This is a genomic window from Nonomuraea sp. NPDC001636 (genome assembly GCF_040298265.1).
Taxonomy (GTDB): Bacteria; Actinomycetota; Actinomycetes; order Streptosporangiales; family Streptosporangiaceae; genus Nonomuraea.
On sequence record NZ_JBEOZT010000003.1, the window covers coordinates 415,318 to 429,915 of the forward strand.

At 72.2% G+C, this 14,598-nt stretch carries 12 protein-coding genes; 4 read left to right on the top strand and 8 right to left on the bottom strand.

Going from position 1 to position 14,598, the window contains the following annotated elements; genetic code table 11:
- Positions 1-5: 5 nt before the first annotated feature.
- A complete protein-coding gene (locus tag ABT158_RS09040) occupies positions 6-824 on the bottom strand; it encodes a 2-hydroxyacid dehydrogenase (RefSeq protein ID WP_352352216.1) in 819 nt (272 codons plus the stop codon).
- A 116-nt stretch (positions 825-940) separates the two neighbouring features.
- On the opposite strand from ABT158_RS09040, the gene ABT158_RS09045 reads away from it, so the two are divergent.
- Positions 941-2,065 (top strand): PQQ-dependent sugar dehydrogenase, encoded by a 1,125-nt coding sequence (locus ABT158_RS09045; RefSeq protein WP_502911497.1) that lies wholly within the window; start codon positions 941-943, stop codon positions 2,063-2,065.
- On the opposite strand, the gene ABT158_RS09050 is transcribed toward ABT158_RS09045, so the two are convergent.
- The 3 genes from ABT158_RS09050 to ABT158_RS09060 form a co-directional block, all read right to left on the bottom strand.
- A complete protein-coding gene (locus tag ABT158_RS09050; RefSeq protein ID WP_352352218.1) occupies positions 2,062-4,053 on the bottom strand; it encodes a VanW family protein in 1,992 nt (663 codons plus the stop codon). The two genes, ABT158_RS09045 and ABT158_RS09050, sit on opposite strands and share 4 nt — an antisense overlap.
- A gap of 92 nt (positions 4,054-4,145) precedes the next feature.
- On the bottom strand, positions 4,146-4,808 hold the full coding sequence (locus ABT158_RS09055; protein WP_352352219.1) for a response regulator: 663 nt from the start codon (positions 4,806-4,808) through the stop codon (positions 4,146-4,148).
- Positions 4,805-6,370, bottom strand: a complete 1,566-nt coding sequence (locus tag ABT158_RS09060) for an ATP-binding protein (protein ID WP_352352220.1) — start codon at positions 6,368-6,370, stop codon at positions 4,805-4,807. The genes ABT158_RS09055 and ABT158_RS09060 overlap by 4 nt, the downstream gene beginning before the upstream one ends.
- A gap of 145 nt (positions 6,371-6,515) precedes the next feature.
- Between ABT158_RS09060 and ABT158_RS09065 the strand changes: the two genes are divergently transcribed.
- The 3 genes from ABT158_RS09065 to ABT158_RS09075 are packed head-to-tail and all read left to right on the top strand — an operon-like array spanning position 6,516 to position 9,497.
- Complete coding sequence (locus tag ABT158_RS09065) at positions 6,516-7,487, top strand: tripartite tricarboxylate transporter substrate binding protein (RefSeq protein WP_352352221.1); 972 nt, start codon at positions 6,516-6,518, stop codon at positions 7,485-7,487.
- The gene (locus ABT158_RS09070; RefSeq protein ID WP_352352222.1) at positions 7,487-7,972 is read left to right on the top strand and encodes a tripartite tricarboxylate transporter TctB family protein; all 486 of its coding nucleotides are present in this window, start codon (positions 7,487-7,489) and stop codon (positions 7,970-7,972) included. Before ABT158_RS09065 ends, ABT158_RS09070 begins: the two co-directional genes overlap by 1 nt.
- 1 nt (position 7,973) lies before the next feature.
- Positions 7,974-9,497, top strand: a complete 1,524-nt coding sequence (locus ABT158_RS09075; RefSeq protein ID WP_352352223.1) for a tripartite tricarboxylate transporter permease — start codon at positions 7,974-7,976, stop codon at positions 9,495-9,497.
- 271 nt (positions 9,498-9,768) lie between these two features.
- Here ABT158_RS09075 and gatB read toward each other — a convergent pair whose 3' ends face one another.
- The 4 genes from gatB to ABT158_RS09095 all read right to left on the bottom strand — a co-directional run bounded on the left by gatB (position 9,769) and on the right by ABT158_RS09095 (position 14,588).
- Positions 9,769-11,256 (bottom strand): Asp-tRNA(Asn)/Glu-tRNA(Gln) amidotransferase subunit GatB, encoded by a 1,488-nt coding sequence (gene gatB / locus ABT158_RS09080; protein ID WP_352352350.1) that lies wholly within the window; start codon positions 11,254-11,256, stop codon positions 9,769-9,771.
- Between the two features lie 2 nt (positions 11,257-11,258).
- Positions 11,259-12,749: an Asp-tRNA(Asn)/Glu-tRNA(Gln) amidotransferase subunit GatA gene (gene gatA, locus ABT158_RS09085; protein WP_352352224.1), complete on the bottom strand. Its 1,491-nt coding sequence runs from the start codon at positions 12,747-12,749 to the stop codon at positions 11,259-11,261.
- Positions 12,746-13,045: an Asp-tRNA(Asn)/Glu-tRNA(Gln) amidotransferase subunit GatC gene (gene gatC / locus ABT158_RS09090; RefSeq protein WP_101787882.1), complete on the bottom strand. Its 300-nt coding sequence runs from the start codon at positions 13,043-13,045 to the stop codon at positions 12,746-12,748. Before gatC ends, gatA begins: the two co-directional genes overlap by 4 nt.
- 97 nt (positions 13,046-13,142) lie before the next feature.
- Positions 13,143-14,588 (bottom strand): ATP-binding protein, encoded by a 1,446-nt coding sequence (locus ABT158_RS09095; RefSeq protein WP_352352225.1) that lies wholly within the window; start codon positions 14,586-14,588, stop codon positions 13,143-13,145.
- Between the last annotated feature and the right edge of the window lie 10 nt (positions 14,589-14,598).

Sequence of the window (14,598 nt, forward strand, 5' to 3'; positions counted from 1 at the left end):
TCCTCTCAATACGAGTCGGTAATGACGTTCATCAACTCTTCACCTGCGAGGTAACGCCCGAGCTGCGCGCGGATCAGCCGGAGCGTGCGCCGCACGGAGGCGGGGGTGCTGCCCGCGATGTGCGGCGTGATCAGCACGCCCGGAGCGCTCCAAAGGGGGTGGCCCTCCGGCAGCGGCTCGGGCGCGGTGACGTCGAGCGCGGCGCGTAGCCTACCGGTTTTGAGCTCGGCGATCAGGGCTTCGGTGTCGACCACGCCGCCCCTGGCCGCGTTGACCAGGACGGCGCCGTCCTTCATCCGGGCCAGGAAGGCGGCGTCCACCATGCCGGCGGTGTCGGGCGTGGCGGGCACGAGCAGGACCACGACGTCGGCCGACGGCAGCAGCGCGGGCAGTTCCTCCATCGCGTGCACGCCCTCGCGCGCGCTCCTGGCCACCCGGACGACCTCGACCTCGAAGCCGCTCAGCCGCCGCTCGACCGCCGCGCCGATGGACCCGTGGCCGACGATGAGCACGGTGGAGTCGGCCAGCACGCCGGTGTGGTGGTACGTCCACTCGCCGCGGCGCTGGGCGTCGGTGAACCCGGGGAACTCCCGGAGCACCGCGATCATCGCGCCGACCGCCCACTCGGCGGTGCCGGCGTCGTGCACGCCGCGGGCGTTGCACAGCACCACCCCTTCGGGCAGGTGCGGCCGGTACGGCTCCACCCCCGCGGTGACGGTCTGCACCAGCCGCAGCGAGCGCATCCGCGCCAGCGTCCCCGGCACGTCGGGCACCACGACCAGCGGCGGGATCCAGACCTCGACGTCCTCGATGCCGTCCGGCATGGCCGAACCATCGTAGACAGCGCATTCGACGCCTGGAATGTCAGACAGGACATCCGCCGCCGCTTCGGACGGAACCCAGATCTTCATGCCGAGAACCTTACGACCCGCGGGGAAGTATGGAACACATGAGGAAGCTCTGGACGATCGTGCTCCTGGCCGCGCTCGCCGCCTGCTCGCCCGGCGGCGAGGCGCCGACGGCCGCGGACCCGGCGGCCTCCACCCCCACGACCTCCCCGACGGCCTCCACCCCCACGACCGGGGCCCCGACGGCCAAGGCTCCGACGGCCAGGGCGCCCCGCGCTCCCAAGGACGTGGCGACCGGTCTGGCCGTGCCGTGGGCGATCGCGTTCCTGCCCGGCGGGGACGCCCTGGTCACCGAGCGGGACACGGCCAGGCTGCTGCGCGTCACCCCCACGGGCAAGGTCACCGAGGTCGCCCGGATCGGCGACGCGCGGCCCGGCGGCGAGGGCGGCCTGCTGGGCGTGGCGGTCAAGGACCGGCAGGTCTTCCTCTACTACACCGCCGAGCGGGACAACCGGATCGTCCGCTACCGGCTCGGCGACGACGGCCTCGGCGACGAGCGGCTCCTCGTCCAGGGCATCCCCAAGGGCGGCATCCACAACGGCGGCCGGCTCGCCTTCGGCCCCGACGGCTACCTGTACGCCACCACCGGCGAGACCGGCGACCGCGGCCTGGCCCAGCGGCGCGACTCGCTCGGCGGCAAGATCCTGCGCATGACCGTGGACGGCGCCCCCGCCCCCGGCAACCCGTTCGGCACGCTCGTCTACAGCTACGGCCACCGCAACGTCCAGGGCCTGGCCTGGGACACCGCGGGCCGCCTGTACGCCTCCGAGTTCGGCGCCAACACCTACGACGAGATCAACCTGGTCCGGCCGGGCGCCAACTACGGCTGGCCGGTGGTCGAGGGCAAGGGGAAGGACGCCCGGTTCGTCAACCCCATCGTCACCTGGTCCACCGGCGAGGCGTCGCCGTCCGGCATGGCGTACGCGGACGGCGCGCTGTGGGTGGGCACGCTGCGCGGCCAGCGGCTGTGGCAGGTGCCGCTGGCCCGGGACGGCTCGCCGGGCGCGCCCGTGGCCCACTACACCGGCCGCTACGGCAGGCTGCGCGCGGTCACCGCGGCGCCCGGCGGCGGCCTGTGGGTGAGCACCAGCAACAAGGACGGCCGCGGCTCACCGCGTCCGGGCGACGACCGGATCCTGGCGGTCGCCACGTCCTAGCCGGCCGTGCCGCAGGTGAGCGCGGTCTGCGGCCGGTACTTGGTGACCAGCTTCTTGTCCTTCTTCACGATCTCGCCGTCCTTGTGGAACACGCGGGTGACGTCGATCGTGAAGCCCTGCTGGCCGGCGGCGGGCACGCAGCCCGGCTCGCTGCTGGTCGCCCGGCCGAACGGCTTGAAGTCGCGCCGCTCGGACTCGACCGCCTCGACCTTGTCGTACCGCTTGGTGCTCCACAGGGTGACGCTGACCGTCGTGGCGGTGGTGGCGGTCTTGATCAGCACGCCGTACTCGGAGTCGTTGCGCCACTTGAGGTCGCGGTCGGGGTAGAGCAGCGCCACGTCGCGCCCGGCCGGGTAGGAGGGCGCGTAGTAGTCCATGGGCTCGTGCTCGACCAGGTCGAAGCCGCCGAGGAAGGCCGCGTTGTACATGGTGGTGGCGACCTGGGAGACGCCGCCGCCGACGATGTCGACCATCCGGCCGCCGACGATCTGGCCGGCCCGGACGTAGCCGTCCTCGACCGTGCGCTCGCCGGTCGCCTCGTTGAGCGAGAGCGTCTCGCCCGGCTTGACCAGCCTGCCGTCCAGTTCCTGGGCCATGCGGCGGATGTTGGTGACGCGCGGCGGGCAGCAGTCGAAGGACGTGCTGAAGCTGCCGACGTTCTCCTTGATGCCGAGGCCGCGGATCTGGCTCGTGGTGACCTCCGGGGTGACCACGCCCAGCTTGACCTCCACGGTCCGCGGGCCCGCGGAGGCGAGCAGCTTCTCGACGTCGCGGGCCAGCAGCTTGGCGTTCACGCCCCGGCCCTTGCGCGCGGGCACCAGCACCGGCTTGTCGCCGACGATCTGGTACGTCGCGTCGCGCGGCTGCTGGGCGGCGTCCACGAGGCTGTTCTCCACCGGCGCGAGCGCGGCCTCCGCGTCGAACTCGGGGACGAGCGCGCCGTCGCCGTCCGGCACGTAGGTCAGGTGGGCGGCGATCACGGCCGGGGTGAGCTGGGCCTGCTTGCCGGCGAGGGTCAGCGTGACGGGCGCGGAGACGGCCTTCCTGGCCGCGGCCAGGGCCGACTCGACGCTCTCGGTGGAGGTGGCGGGCTTGGCCGGGCGCATGGAGAGCACCACGGCGCCGCCGCCGCGCAGGAACGCCTCGCCGATCCGGCGCACGGCGTCGTCGCGGTCGAGGAGCACGCCGTCCTCGGGCATGCGGGCCTTGGGCTCCAGCCCCGAGAACGTCACCCTGCCCTCGCGGGCCTGCTTGTCCACGCCTTCGGCCAGGCCCTCGACGGTCCTGGTGAGCTGGGAGGAGTCGATGGTGATCTTCGGCGGGACGTCGGTCGTGCCGGTCAGGCCGCGCCAGACCTCGACCGGGCCGGGGAAGCCGCTGGGGGCCTGCCCGATGGTGCCGACCACGTCGAGTTCGAGACCGGCCTCGTCGGGCTGGACGGTGTCCTTCTTGCCGTTGATGTTCACCGTGACCGGCCGGCTGAGCCTGGGCCCCAGCTCGGTGCGCAGCTTGTCGGCCGCCTGGGTGACGGTCAGGCCGCCGATCTCCACGCCGCCCACCCGGGTGCCGCGCAGCACGGCCCCCGACATCATCACGGCCGGCACCACGTACGCCAGCGTGGCCAGGACGAGCACCAGCACCAGCACCCCGGGCAGCAGGCGGCGCCGGCGGACGGGCTCCGGCTCGAAGGCGGGCGGCCGGTCGCCGCTCCCCCCGAACACGGGGGCGGGCCCGGCGGGGTCCTTGTCCTTCATGGGCCACGGCTGCGCGGGCGGCGCCTTCGGTGGCAGCGCGCCGCCGGTCTGACCGCCGGGCGCGCTCGGTCCTGGGGCCGGCCGGGGCTCCTGCTGGTCCTGCGGGCCGAAGATGTCACGGGACACGCCCGGAGGTAATCCTTCGATCCGCGGCTTCTTGGAGACACCCGACGTGGGCATCGGCACCGAGGCGAACGGGTCGGTCGGTGATTCGATCGGTCCGGCGTTTCGCACGCCTCAATCTCCTCCCGGTCCGCAGCCAAGTCTCAGGCAACAGTAAGGCACGAGTATCCGACTATGTCACCAGAAACGAATACGGAAGTGTGTCAACCTAGCCACCGGTAGCGATGTTCCGGCCGTCCGGCGGTGCCGTACCTGGGGTGGAGCTCGGCCCGGCCGGAGGCGCACAGGTGCTCCAGGTACCGGCGCGCGCTCACCCTCGACAGGCCCGTGAGCTCGGCCGTCTCGGCGGCCGACAGGTCGCGTCCGGCCTCGCGCAGCGCCTGCGCCACCAGCGCGCAGGTGGCCGGCGACAGGCCCTTGGGCACCGGGACGGGCTGCTTGGGCGCGCCGAACAGCCGGTCCACGTCGTCCTGGCGGGCCTGGGGGCCGATGGCGGTGAGCCGCCTGCGGGTGTCGGCGTACTGGCGCAGGCGTTCGGTGAGCGCGGCGGCGGTGAACGGCTTGATCAGGTAGTTGACCGCGCCGCCGCGCATGGCCTCCCTGACCGTGGCGACGTCGCGGGCGGCGCTGATCATCAGGACGTCCACGTCGTCGATGACCTTGAGCACCTCCAGGCCGGACATGTCGGGCAGGTAGATGTCGAGCAGGACCAGGTCGGGCCGGAGCTCGGCCACGGCGGCGAGCGCGTCGGCCCCCGTGTGCGCCACGGCGACGACCTCGAAGCCGGGCACGCGCGAGACATAGCCGCCGTGGATCCGGGCGACCATGAAGTCGTCGTCCACCACCAGGACCCGGACGTCGTTCACGCGCTGGCCTCGGCGGGCAGCAGGGCGGTGAAGACGGCGCCGCCGGCGTTGCGCACCCGGACCCAGCCGCCCCGGCGCAGGCACGCCTGCCGGGTCAGCGCCAGGCCCAGGCCGCGCGGCCCCGACAGGGCGGCCTTCGTCGTGAACCCCTCCCTGAAGACCTCCTCCACCAGCTCGGGGGTGATGCCCGGCCCTGAGTCGCCGACGCGGACGTGCAGGCCCTCGGCGTCGGCCACGACCGAGACCTCGATCGTGCCGCCCGCGCCGTCGAGCGCGTCGATCGCGTTGGCGACCAGGTTCCCGACCACCAGGACGGCGTCCTGCGGGTCGCCGAGCGCCCCCTCCGGCACGGCGGAGTCCTCGGCCAGCACCAGCCGCGCCCCGCGCTCGGCCGCCTCCGCCGACTTGGCCAGCAGCAGCGCGGCCAGCGTGGGGTCCTGGACGCGTTCGCGCAGCCCGGTGGTGTACGCGCCGGCCGTGGTGCGGGTGATGAAGCCGATCGCGGCCTCGTGCTCGCCGAGCTCCAGCAGTCCGACGACGGTGTGCATGCGGTTGGCGAACTCGTGGGCCTGGGCGCGCAGGGCCTCGGTCGCGCTGCTGGTGTCGTCCAGCTCGCGGGCCAGGCGGACCAGCTCGGTGCGGTCGCGCAGGGTGACGACCCAGCCGCGGTGCCGGCCGCGTACCGCGACCGGGGTCCTGTTGAGCACCAGCACGCGCTCGCCGTGCAGCACCACGCGGTCCTCGCCCGGGTCGGCGCCGGTCAGCACGTCGCGCATGCGCTCGGAGACCGGCATGCGCGTCACGTCGGTCCCGAGGTCGCCGAGCAGGTCGCGGGCGGCGTCGTTGACCAGCGTGACCCGCCCGGCCAGGTCGAGGGCCAGCACGCCCTCCTTCACGCCGTGCAGCACGCCCTCGCGCTGCTCCAGCAGCGCGGCGATCTCGCGCGGCTCCAGCCCGAACGTCTGCCTGCGCACCCGGGCGGTGATCAGCGCGGCCAGCGCCAGGCCGGCCAGCAGCACGGCCAGCGCGGTCCAGATCAGCGGCGGCAGCGCGCCGCCGAGCTGGCCGGTGACCGTGGTCTGGAGCACGCCGACCGACACCAGGCCGATGACGTTGCCGTATTCGTCGCGGATGGGGGTCTTGCCGCGGACCGTGGTGCCGATCGTGCCCGTCTCGGTGCCGACCCAGCTGCGGCCCGTCCGCAGGACCGCGGTGCCGTCGGTGGACAGCCGCTTGCCGATCAGGGCGGCGTTGGGATGGGCGTAGCGCTTCTGCTCGACGTTGGCGATGACCACGTAGTCGGCTCCGGTCTCGTGCTGGACGCTGAGCGCCAGCGGTTGCAGCACCGACTCCGGGTTCTCCAGCCTGAAGGCGTCGCGGACCTGCGGAAGGGCGGCCACCGACTGGGCGATGGCCAGGGCGCGCTGCTGGTGCAGCGCGTCGAGCTGCTCCCTGGTGTGCCCCGCCCACACGCCTGCCGTGCCCCCGACGGCGAGCAGCACGATCACCATCTGGAGCACGAACAACTGGGTGCCGAGGGGGGCGTCGGTAACCCTGCGCACGCCCACATGGAAACAAAGCCAGGTCACGGCCAGGTCGCGACCAATACGACCACTATGACGGCAACCGCCCAAAGCCTCGACCGGGCGGGGGACGGGCATCACCATCGCAGCCCAACGATTGTGCGAATCCCCCCTTGGAGTGATCATGCGCTTGCGCGTATTCGCCGCCGCTCTGGCGGCACTCTCCGTCGCCGCCCTGTCCGGCTGCGGCGAGACCGGCGCCTCCGGCGGCGACGGCTCCCTGCGGATCATGGCCCCCGCGGCGGCCGGCGGCGGCTGGGACCAGACCGCCCGCACGGCCGAACAGGCGCTCAAGACGGCCGACCCCAAGCGCAAGGTCGAGGTCTACAACGTGCCGGGCGCGGGCGGCACGATCGGCCTGGCCCAGCTCGCCGGCGAGAAGGGCAACGGCAACCTGCTGATGACCATGGGCCTGGTCATGGTGGGCGCGATCGAGCAGAACAAGTCGAAGGTCACCCTGGCCGAGACCACCCCGATCGCCAAGCTGACCGAGGAGTACGAGATCGTCGTGGTCCCGGCCGACTCCCCGTTCAAGACGCTGGCCGACATGGTCGCCGCGTGGAAGGCCGACCCGGCGAAGGTCTCCGTCGCGGGCGGCTCGGCGGGCGGCACCGACCACATCGTGGCCGGGCTGATGGCCAAGGCCGCGGGCGTGGACCCCAAGCAGGTCAACTACATCGCCCACTCCGGCGGCGGCGAGGCGCTCAACGCGCTGCTGGGCAGCAAGGTCAGCGCGGGCATCTCGGGCGTCGGCGAGTTCGCCGAGCACGTGAAGTCCGGCAAGCTGCGGGCGCTGGCCGTCAGCAGCGGCTCGCGCGTCGCCGGCCTCGACGCGCCGACGCTGAAGGAGGGCGGCCTGGACGTCGAGCTGGCCAACTGGCGCGGCTTCGTCGCCCCCGGCGGCCTGGACGAGGCCGCCAAGAAGTCCCTCACCGACCTGGTCACCAAGATGCACGACTCCCAGCCCTGGAAGGACGCCGTCGCCAAGAACGGCTGGATCGACTCCTTCCAGACCGGGCAGCAGTTCGCCGACTACCTGAAGTCCGAGGAGACCAAGGTCAAGGGCATCATCGCCGAAATGGGGCTCGTGTCCTGATGGCTCGCCGGTGGCGGCCCGAACTCGGGCTGGCGGTCGTGGTGCTCGGGCTGGGCGTGTTCGTGATGGTCGGCACGCTCGACGTCTCGGCCGCGGCCTCCCAGCTCGGCCTCGGGCCGCGCTTCTTCCCCATGCTGGTCGGCGCGGCCATGGTGCTGATCGGCCTGTTCTACGTGATCGACGTCCTGCGCGGCGGCGCCGGCGACCCCGAGGAGAGCGAGGACGTGGACGCGGACGCGCCCACCGACTGGCGCAGCGTCGGCCTGGTCAGCGGCGTCTTCCTGGCCTTCGCCGCGCTCCTCGACGTGCTCGGCTGGGTCATCGGCGCGAGCCTGCTGTTCTTCGGCCTGTCGGTCGTGCTCGGGGCCGAGCACAAGGTGCGGGCCGCCGTGGTGGCCGTGGTGCTCGGCGTGACGACGTACCTGCTGTTCGTCAAGGGCCTCGGCGTCTCGCTGCCGGCCGGCCCGCTCGGCGGGGTGATCTGAGATGGGCTCGCTCCAGCTCCTCATGGACGGCTTCGCCGCCGCCCTCACCCCCGTCAACCTGCTGTACGCCCTGATCGGCGTCACCCTCGGCACCCTGGTCGGCGTGCTGCCCGGCATCGGGCCCGCGATGACCGTGGCGCTGCTGCTGCCGATCACCTTCACCGTGCCGCCGGCCAGCGCGTTCATCATGTTCGCCGGCATCTACTACGGCGGCATGTACGGCGGTTCGACCACCTCCATCCTGCTCAACACGCCCGGCGAGTCGTCCTCCATGATCACCGCCCTGGAGGGCAACAAGATGGCCAGGCGCGGGCGGGCGGCGCAGGCCCTGGCCACGGCGGCCGTCGGGTCGTTCGTGGCGGGCACGATCGCCACCGCGCTGCTGGTGGTGGCCGCGCCCGCCGTGGTGAGCTTCGCGATCTCGTTCGGCCCCGAGGACTACTTCGCGCTGGCGATCCTGGCCTTCACCGCCGTGTCGTCGGTGTTGTCCCGCTCGGTCGTGCGCGGGCTGGCCTCGCTGGGGCTGGGGCTGGTGATCGGGCTGATCGGCATCGACCAGCAGACCGGTCAGGCGCGGCTCACGCTGGGCGTCCCGCAACTGCTCGACGGCATCGACGTGGTGATCGTCGCGGTCGGCCTGTTCGCGGTCGGCGAGGCCCTGTACGTGGCCTCCCGGCTGCGGCACGCCACGCCCGAGGTGGTGCCCGTGGGCCGGGCGTGGATGGGCCGCGCCGACTGGCGGCGCTCGTGGCTGCCGTGGCTGCGCGGGACCGCGCTCGGGTTCCCGTTCGGCGCGCTGCCCGGCGGGGGCGCGGAGATCCCCACGTTCCTGTCGTACGCGGCCGAGAAGCGCCTGGCCAAGGGCGTGGCCAAGGAGGAGTACGGCAAGGGCGCCATCGAGGGCGTCGCGGGCCCGGAGGCGGCCAACAACGCCTCGGCCGCCGGGACCCTGGTCCCGCTGCTCACGCTGGGCCTGCCCACATCGGCCACGGCCGCCATCCTGCTGGCCGCCTTCCAGCAGTACGGCCTGCAGCCCGGCCCGCAGCTCTTCGACCACAACCCGGCCCTGGTGTGGGCGATGATCGCCTCGCTGTTCGTCGGCAACACGATGCTGCTGGTGCTGAACCTGCCGCTGGCTCCCCTGTGGGCGCGCGTCCTGCGCATCCCCCGGCCGTACCTGTACGCCGGGATCGTGCTGTTCGCCGCGCTCGGCGTCTACGCCCTGAACGGCACCGTCGTGGACCTGTTCGTCCTGTACGTCCTCGGCCTGCTCGGGTTCTCCATGCGCCGCTTCGGCCTGCCCGTCGCGCCCGCGGTGATCGGCATGATCCTCGGGCCGATGGCCGAGATCCAGCTCCGCCGCGCGCTCGCCATCGGCGCGGGCGACGTCAGCGTGCTGGTCCGCAGCCCGATCGCGGCCGTGCTCCTCGCCCTGGCCCTGCTCGCGCTGCTCACGCCGGTGTTGCGGCGGCTGATGGCACGCCGGGGCGTCGATGCGGTCACACCCGTGTCACGCGAGGACTGACCGGCCCGCCCGCCGGGAACGTCGCCCGGTGGTTCTTGGGACCCGCCTTCCGGCTGGACGCGCGGAAGGCACGGCGCCCGCGAGCGCACCCCCTCGGTGGCCCCGCCGATATGTCCGGATCGGCGGGACCACCGAGGGTCCCGCCGACGGTATGGGAGCGGCGGGACCCGCCAAGGGCCCGCCGATGCGAACGGATCCACAGGACCGCCACGGGCCCCGCCGATGTGCATGCATCCGCGGGACCACCACGGGCCCCGCGGATGTGCCGGACCTACTCCGAGACGCCCAGCTTCTCCAGGATGAGCTGCCGGGCGCGGGCCGCGTCGGCCTTGCCGCGGCTGGCCTTCATCACGCCGCCCACCAGCGCGCCGGCGGCGGCGACCTTGCCGGACCGCACCTTCTCGGCCGCGTCCGCGTTGTCGGCCAGCACCTGGTCGATGATCGCCGACAGCTCGCCCTCGTCGTTGACGATCTGCAGGCCGCGCGCCTCGACCACCTCGTCGGGCGTGCCCTCACCGGCCAGCACGCCTTCGAGCACCTCCCGGGCGAGCTTGTCGTTGAGCGCGCCCGAGGCCACCAGCTCGGTGACCCTGGCGATCTGGGCCGGCGTGATGGGCAGCTCGGCCAGCGCGACGCCGCTCTCGTTGGCGCGCCGCGCCAGCTCGCCCATCCACCACTTGCGCGCGTCGGCCGCCGGGGCGCCGGCCGCGACCGTGGCCTCGACCAGGTCGATCGCGTCGGCGTTGTGCATGGCCTGCATGTCGAGGTCGGACAGACCCCACTCGGCCTGCAGCCGCTTGCGCTTGACCGACGGCAGCTCGGGCAGCGCCGCCTTCAGCTCGGCCACCCACGCCGGGTCGGGCTCGATCGGCACCAGGTCGGGCTCCGGGAAGTACCGGTAGTCCTGGGCCTCCTCCTTGGACCGGCCGGACGTGGTGGTGCCGGTGTCCTCGTGGAAGTGCCGCGTCTCCTGGATGATCTTGCCGCCCGCGGCGAGGACCGCCGCCTGGCGCTCGATCTCGCTGCGCACCGCCCGCTCGACGCTGCGCAGCGAGTTGACGTTCTTGGTCTCGGTGCGGGTGCCCCACTCCGACGACCCGCGCGGCATGAGCGAGACGTTGACGTCGCAGCGCAGCGAGCCCTCCTCCATGCGCACGTCGGACACGCCGAGCGAGCGCATGATCTCGCGCAGCTCGGTGACGTACGCCTTGGCGACCTCCGGCGCGAGCCGGTCGGTGCCCGGGATGGGCTTGGTGACGATCTCCACCAGCGGGATGCCCGCGCGGTTGTAGTCGACGATCGAGTAGTCGGCCCCGTGGATGCGGCCGGTCGCGCCGCCCACGTGGGTGGACTTGCCGGTGTCCTCCTCCAGGTGCACGCGCTCGATCTCGATGCGCACGGTCTCGCCGTTGACCTCGACGTCGACGTAGCCGTCGAAGCAGAGCGGCTCGTCGTACTGGGAGATCTGGTAGTTCTTCGGCATGTCCGGATAGAAGTAGTTCTTCCGGGCGAAGCGGCACCATTCGGCGATCGAGCAGTTCAGCGCCAGGCCGATGCGGATCGTCGACTCGATGGCCATGGCGTTGGCCACGGGCAGCGAGCCGGGCAGCGCCAGGCAGGTCGGGCAGACCTGGGTGTTGGCCGGGGCGCCGAAGGTGGTCTTGCAACCGCAGAACATCTTCGACTTGGTGCCGAGCTCGACGTGCGTCTCCAGCCCGAGCACCGGCTCGAACCTGTCGAGCGCTTCGTCATAGACCATGGTCATAGCGACGGGGCCTCCTTCAGCAGCGGGCCGCCCCAGCGGCTCTCCAGGGCCTTCTCGACGGCGGCGCCGACGCGGTAACAACGGTCGTCGGCCAGAACCGGGGCCATGATCTGCAGGCCGACCGGCAGGTTGTCCTCGTCGGCCAGGCCGCACGGCACCGAGATGGCCGCGTTGCCCGCGAGGTTGGACGGGATGGTGCACAGGTCGGCGAGGTACATCGCCATCGGGTCGTCGGTGCGCTCGCCCAGCCGGAACGCCGTGGTCGGCGTGGTCGGCGAGACCAGCACGTCGACCTGCTCGTAGGCCGCCTCGAACTCGCGCGAGATGACCGTGCGCACCTTCTGCGCCTGGCCGTAGTAGGCGTCGTAGTAGCCGCTGGACAGCGCGTACGTGCCCAGCATGATGCGCCGCTTGACCTCGGGGCCGAACCCGGCCGCCCTGGTCAGCGCCATGACCTCCTCGGCGCTGCGGGTGCCGTCGTCGCCGACGCGCAGGCCGTAACGCATGGCGTCGAAGCGGGCCAGGTTGGACGAGCACTCCGACGGCGCGATCAGGTAGTACGCCGGCAGCGCGGTCGTGAACGACGGGCAGGACACCTCGACGACCGTGGCGCCCAGCGACTCCAGCAGCTTGACGACCTCGTGGTAGCGGGCCAGCACGCCCGGCTGGTAGCCCTCGCCGGCGAACTCCTTGACCACGCCGATGCGCATGCCGGACACGTCGGGGTTCCTGGCCGCCTCGACGACGCTCGGGACCGGCGCGTCGACCGACGTGGAGTCCATCGGGTCGTGCCCGGAGAACGCCTCCTGCAGCAGCGCCGCGTCGAGCACGTTCCGCGCGAACGGCCCAGGCGTGTCGAGCGAGCTCGCGAACGCGATCAGCCCGTACCGGGACGAACCGCCATAGGTGGGCTTCATGCCCACGATGCCGGTGACGGCGGCGGGCTGCCGGATCGAGCCGCCGGTGTCGGTGCCGGTGGACAGCGGCGCCTCGTACGCGGCGACGGCCGCGCTGGACCCGCCGGACGAGCCGCCCGGGATCCTGTCCAGGTCCCACGGGTTGCGGGTCGGGTGGTAGGCGGAGTTCTCCGTGGAGGAGCCCATGGCGAACTCGTCGAGGTTCGTCTTGCCGAGGATGACCAGCCCGGCCTCGCGCAGGCGCGCGGTCACGGTCGCGTCGTACGGCGGCCGCCACCCTTCGAGGATCCTGGACCCGGCCGTGGTCGGCATGTCACGGGTGGCGAAGATGTCCTTGTGCGCGACCGGCACCCCGGCCAGCGGCCCGAGCTTCTCGCCCGCCCGCAGCCGGGCGTCGACCGCCCGCGCCTGCTCAAGGGTCGTCTCCCGGTCGACGTGCAGGAACGCCTGAACCTTGGGCTCCACCTCGGCCATGCGGTCGAGGTGCGCCTCGGCCACCTCGGCGGCCGACACCTCGCCCGCGGCGATCATCGCGCCCAGCTCGGCGGCGGTCTTGCGGATCAGACTCATGCCTCCTCCCCGAGGATGCGCGGCACACGGAAGCGGTCGTCCTCGACGGCGGGAGCGCCGGAAAGGGCCTGCTCCGGCGTCAGGGACTGTCGCACCTCGTCGGCACGGAAGACATTGGTCAGCGGAAGCGCGTGCGACGAAGGCGGCACGTCCTCGGCGGCGACCTCGGCCACCTTCGCGACCGACTCGATGATGGCATCGAGCTGGGTGGCGTAGTGGTCGAGCTCGTCGTCGGTGAGCGCCAGCCTGGACAACCGGGCCAGGTGCGCGACCTCGTCGCGGGTTATGGCGGACATGAGTCGTTGAACCCGTTTCGTGGATGGAGTTTGGGACACTGCCATCCTAGGGGGCTTGACGCCGCAGGCCCGAACCCTTAACCCGGCGGAAACACTCTCATCCGTAGAGCTGGTCCAGGCCGATCGCCAGCACGTCGCTCTCCTGGGCCAGCCCGGCCTCGAATCCGGCTCCGCCGTAGCAGACCAGTTTGGCGTCCCGCACGTCGAATCCCTTGGCGTCGAGCAGGTCGCGTGCCCTCCTGAGCCGGGCGACGTGCCGGGGCCCCATGACCTTGCCCCATTTCGCCTCGCCCAGCGACAACACCCGCTTGCGCTCGCCGCGCATCGCGGGCGCGAAGACCGCGACGTCGATCTGGATCTGCTCGTGCCGTACGGGATCGACGACGATCCCGGCCCCGATCTCGCCCGGAGACTCCCTCAGGACCTCGAGTTCCAGCAGGTGGAACTGACGGCACATCTCCTCGAAGTGCGGGCCGAGCACCTGGTCGCTGAAGCCGGCCCGGCCGTCCTGCCACACGAACTCGGCCCGGCCGCTCTCCAGCGGCCCCCACTGGGGTCGCATCACAACCTCGTAGAAATGGATGAGCGGCTCGCACACGCGGTAGACCGACCGCGAGGAGCGGAAGACGTCCACCTCCCTGCGAAGCAGGTTGCTGTCCTCCAGCACGTTGAGGTGATGCCCGATGTCGGCCGCCTTGCGCCCCACATAGCTCGCGATGCCGCCCCGGGTGCCGTTCCCGGTGGCCACGGCCGCCAGCACGGACTTGTACATGGCGCTGTCCCGCACCTCCGCCTCCTCTTCGAGGAGGTAGCGGGCCTCCTTGAAGAGCGGGGTCAAGGGCGAGAGCACCGTGCGCTGCACCCAGGCGTCGAAGTCCTCCAAGCCCTCCGGCCTGTCGTCGTTGGCCAGGGGCAGATACGCGGGGGTGCCGCCGACGATCGCGTGCACCTTCACGGCCAACTGCGGATCGGTGATCTCCCAGTACCGTGCGGCGAGGCGGTAGTCGAACGGCCGGACCGCGAGTTCCATGGAAGCCCGCCCCCTCAACGGCGCGTTGCCCGCCAGGAGCCGGCCCATCACGGACATCGCCGAGCCGCACAACAACAGGGACACCGGCACTTCGTCGAAGACGGCCCGGTCGATGGCCTGCTGGATGATCGAGGGCAGGGCCGGCGACGCCTTACTGAGGTAGGGGAACTCGTCGATCACCATGAGAGCGCGGCGCTCGGCGCTGACGGCGAAGAGCTGGCCGATCGCCTCGTCCCAGGTCGTGAAACGGAACGGCGCCGAAGCCCCCACGTACCGGGCCAGAGCGGCGGCGAAGAGGTTGAGCGACTCCGTCGGGGTGCCCTCTGTCGCGCCGAAATAGAAGCCGCCCGTCTTGCGCGCGAGCGACTCGACCAGGAACGTCTTGCCCTGGCGGCGCCTGCCGCTGACGACGCCGAGCCGGGGCCGGGGCCGGGGACCGGAACGCTCGACGAAGGCGGTCAGAGCCTCCCACTCGAAGTCGCGCGCGAAGATCCGTTCAGGCTTCGGGATCAAGAGGCCCCCA

Coding starts and splice junctions, on each gene's coding strand:
- ABT158_RS09040 (WP_352352216.1), bottom strand. CDS start 824: ATGCCGGACGGCATCGAGGACGTCGAGGTCTGGATCCCGCCGCTGGTC.
- ABT158_RS09045 (WP_502911497.1), top strand. CDS start 941: ATGGAACACATGAGGAAGCTCTGGACGATCGTGCTCCTGGCCGCGCTC.
- ABT158_RS09065 (WP_352352221.1), top strand. CDS start 6,516: ATGCGCTTGCGCGTATTCGCCGCCGCTCTGGCGGCACTCTCCGTCGCC.
- ABT158_RS09070 (WP_352352222.1), top strand. CDS start 7,487: ATGGCTCGCCGGTGGCGGCCCGAACTCGGGCTGGCGGTCGTGGTGCTC.
- ABT158_RS09075 (WP_352352223.1), top strand. CDS start 7,974: ATGGGCTCGCTCCAGCTCCTCATGGACGGCTTCGCCGCCGCCCTCACC.
- gatB (WP_352352350.1), bottom strand. CDS start 11,256: ATGGTCTATGACGAAGCGCTCGACAGGTTCGAGCCGGTGCTCGGGCTG.
- gatA (WP_352352224.1), bottom strand. CDS start 12,749: ATGAGTCTGATCCGCAAGACCGCCGCCGAGCTGGGCGCGATGATCGCC.
- gatC (WP_101787882.1), bottom strand. CDS start 13,045: ATGTCCGCCATAACCCGCGACGAGGTCGCGCACCTGGCCCGGTTGTCC.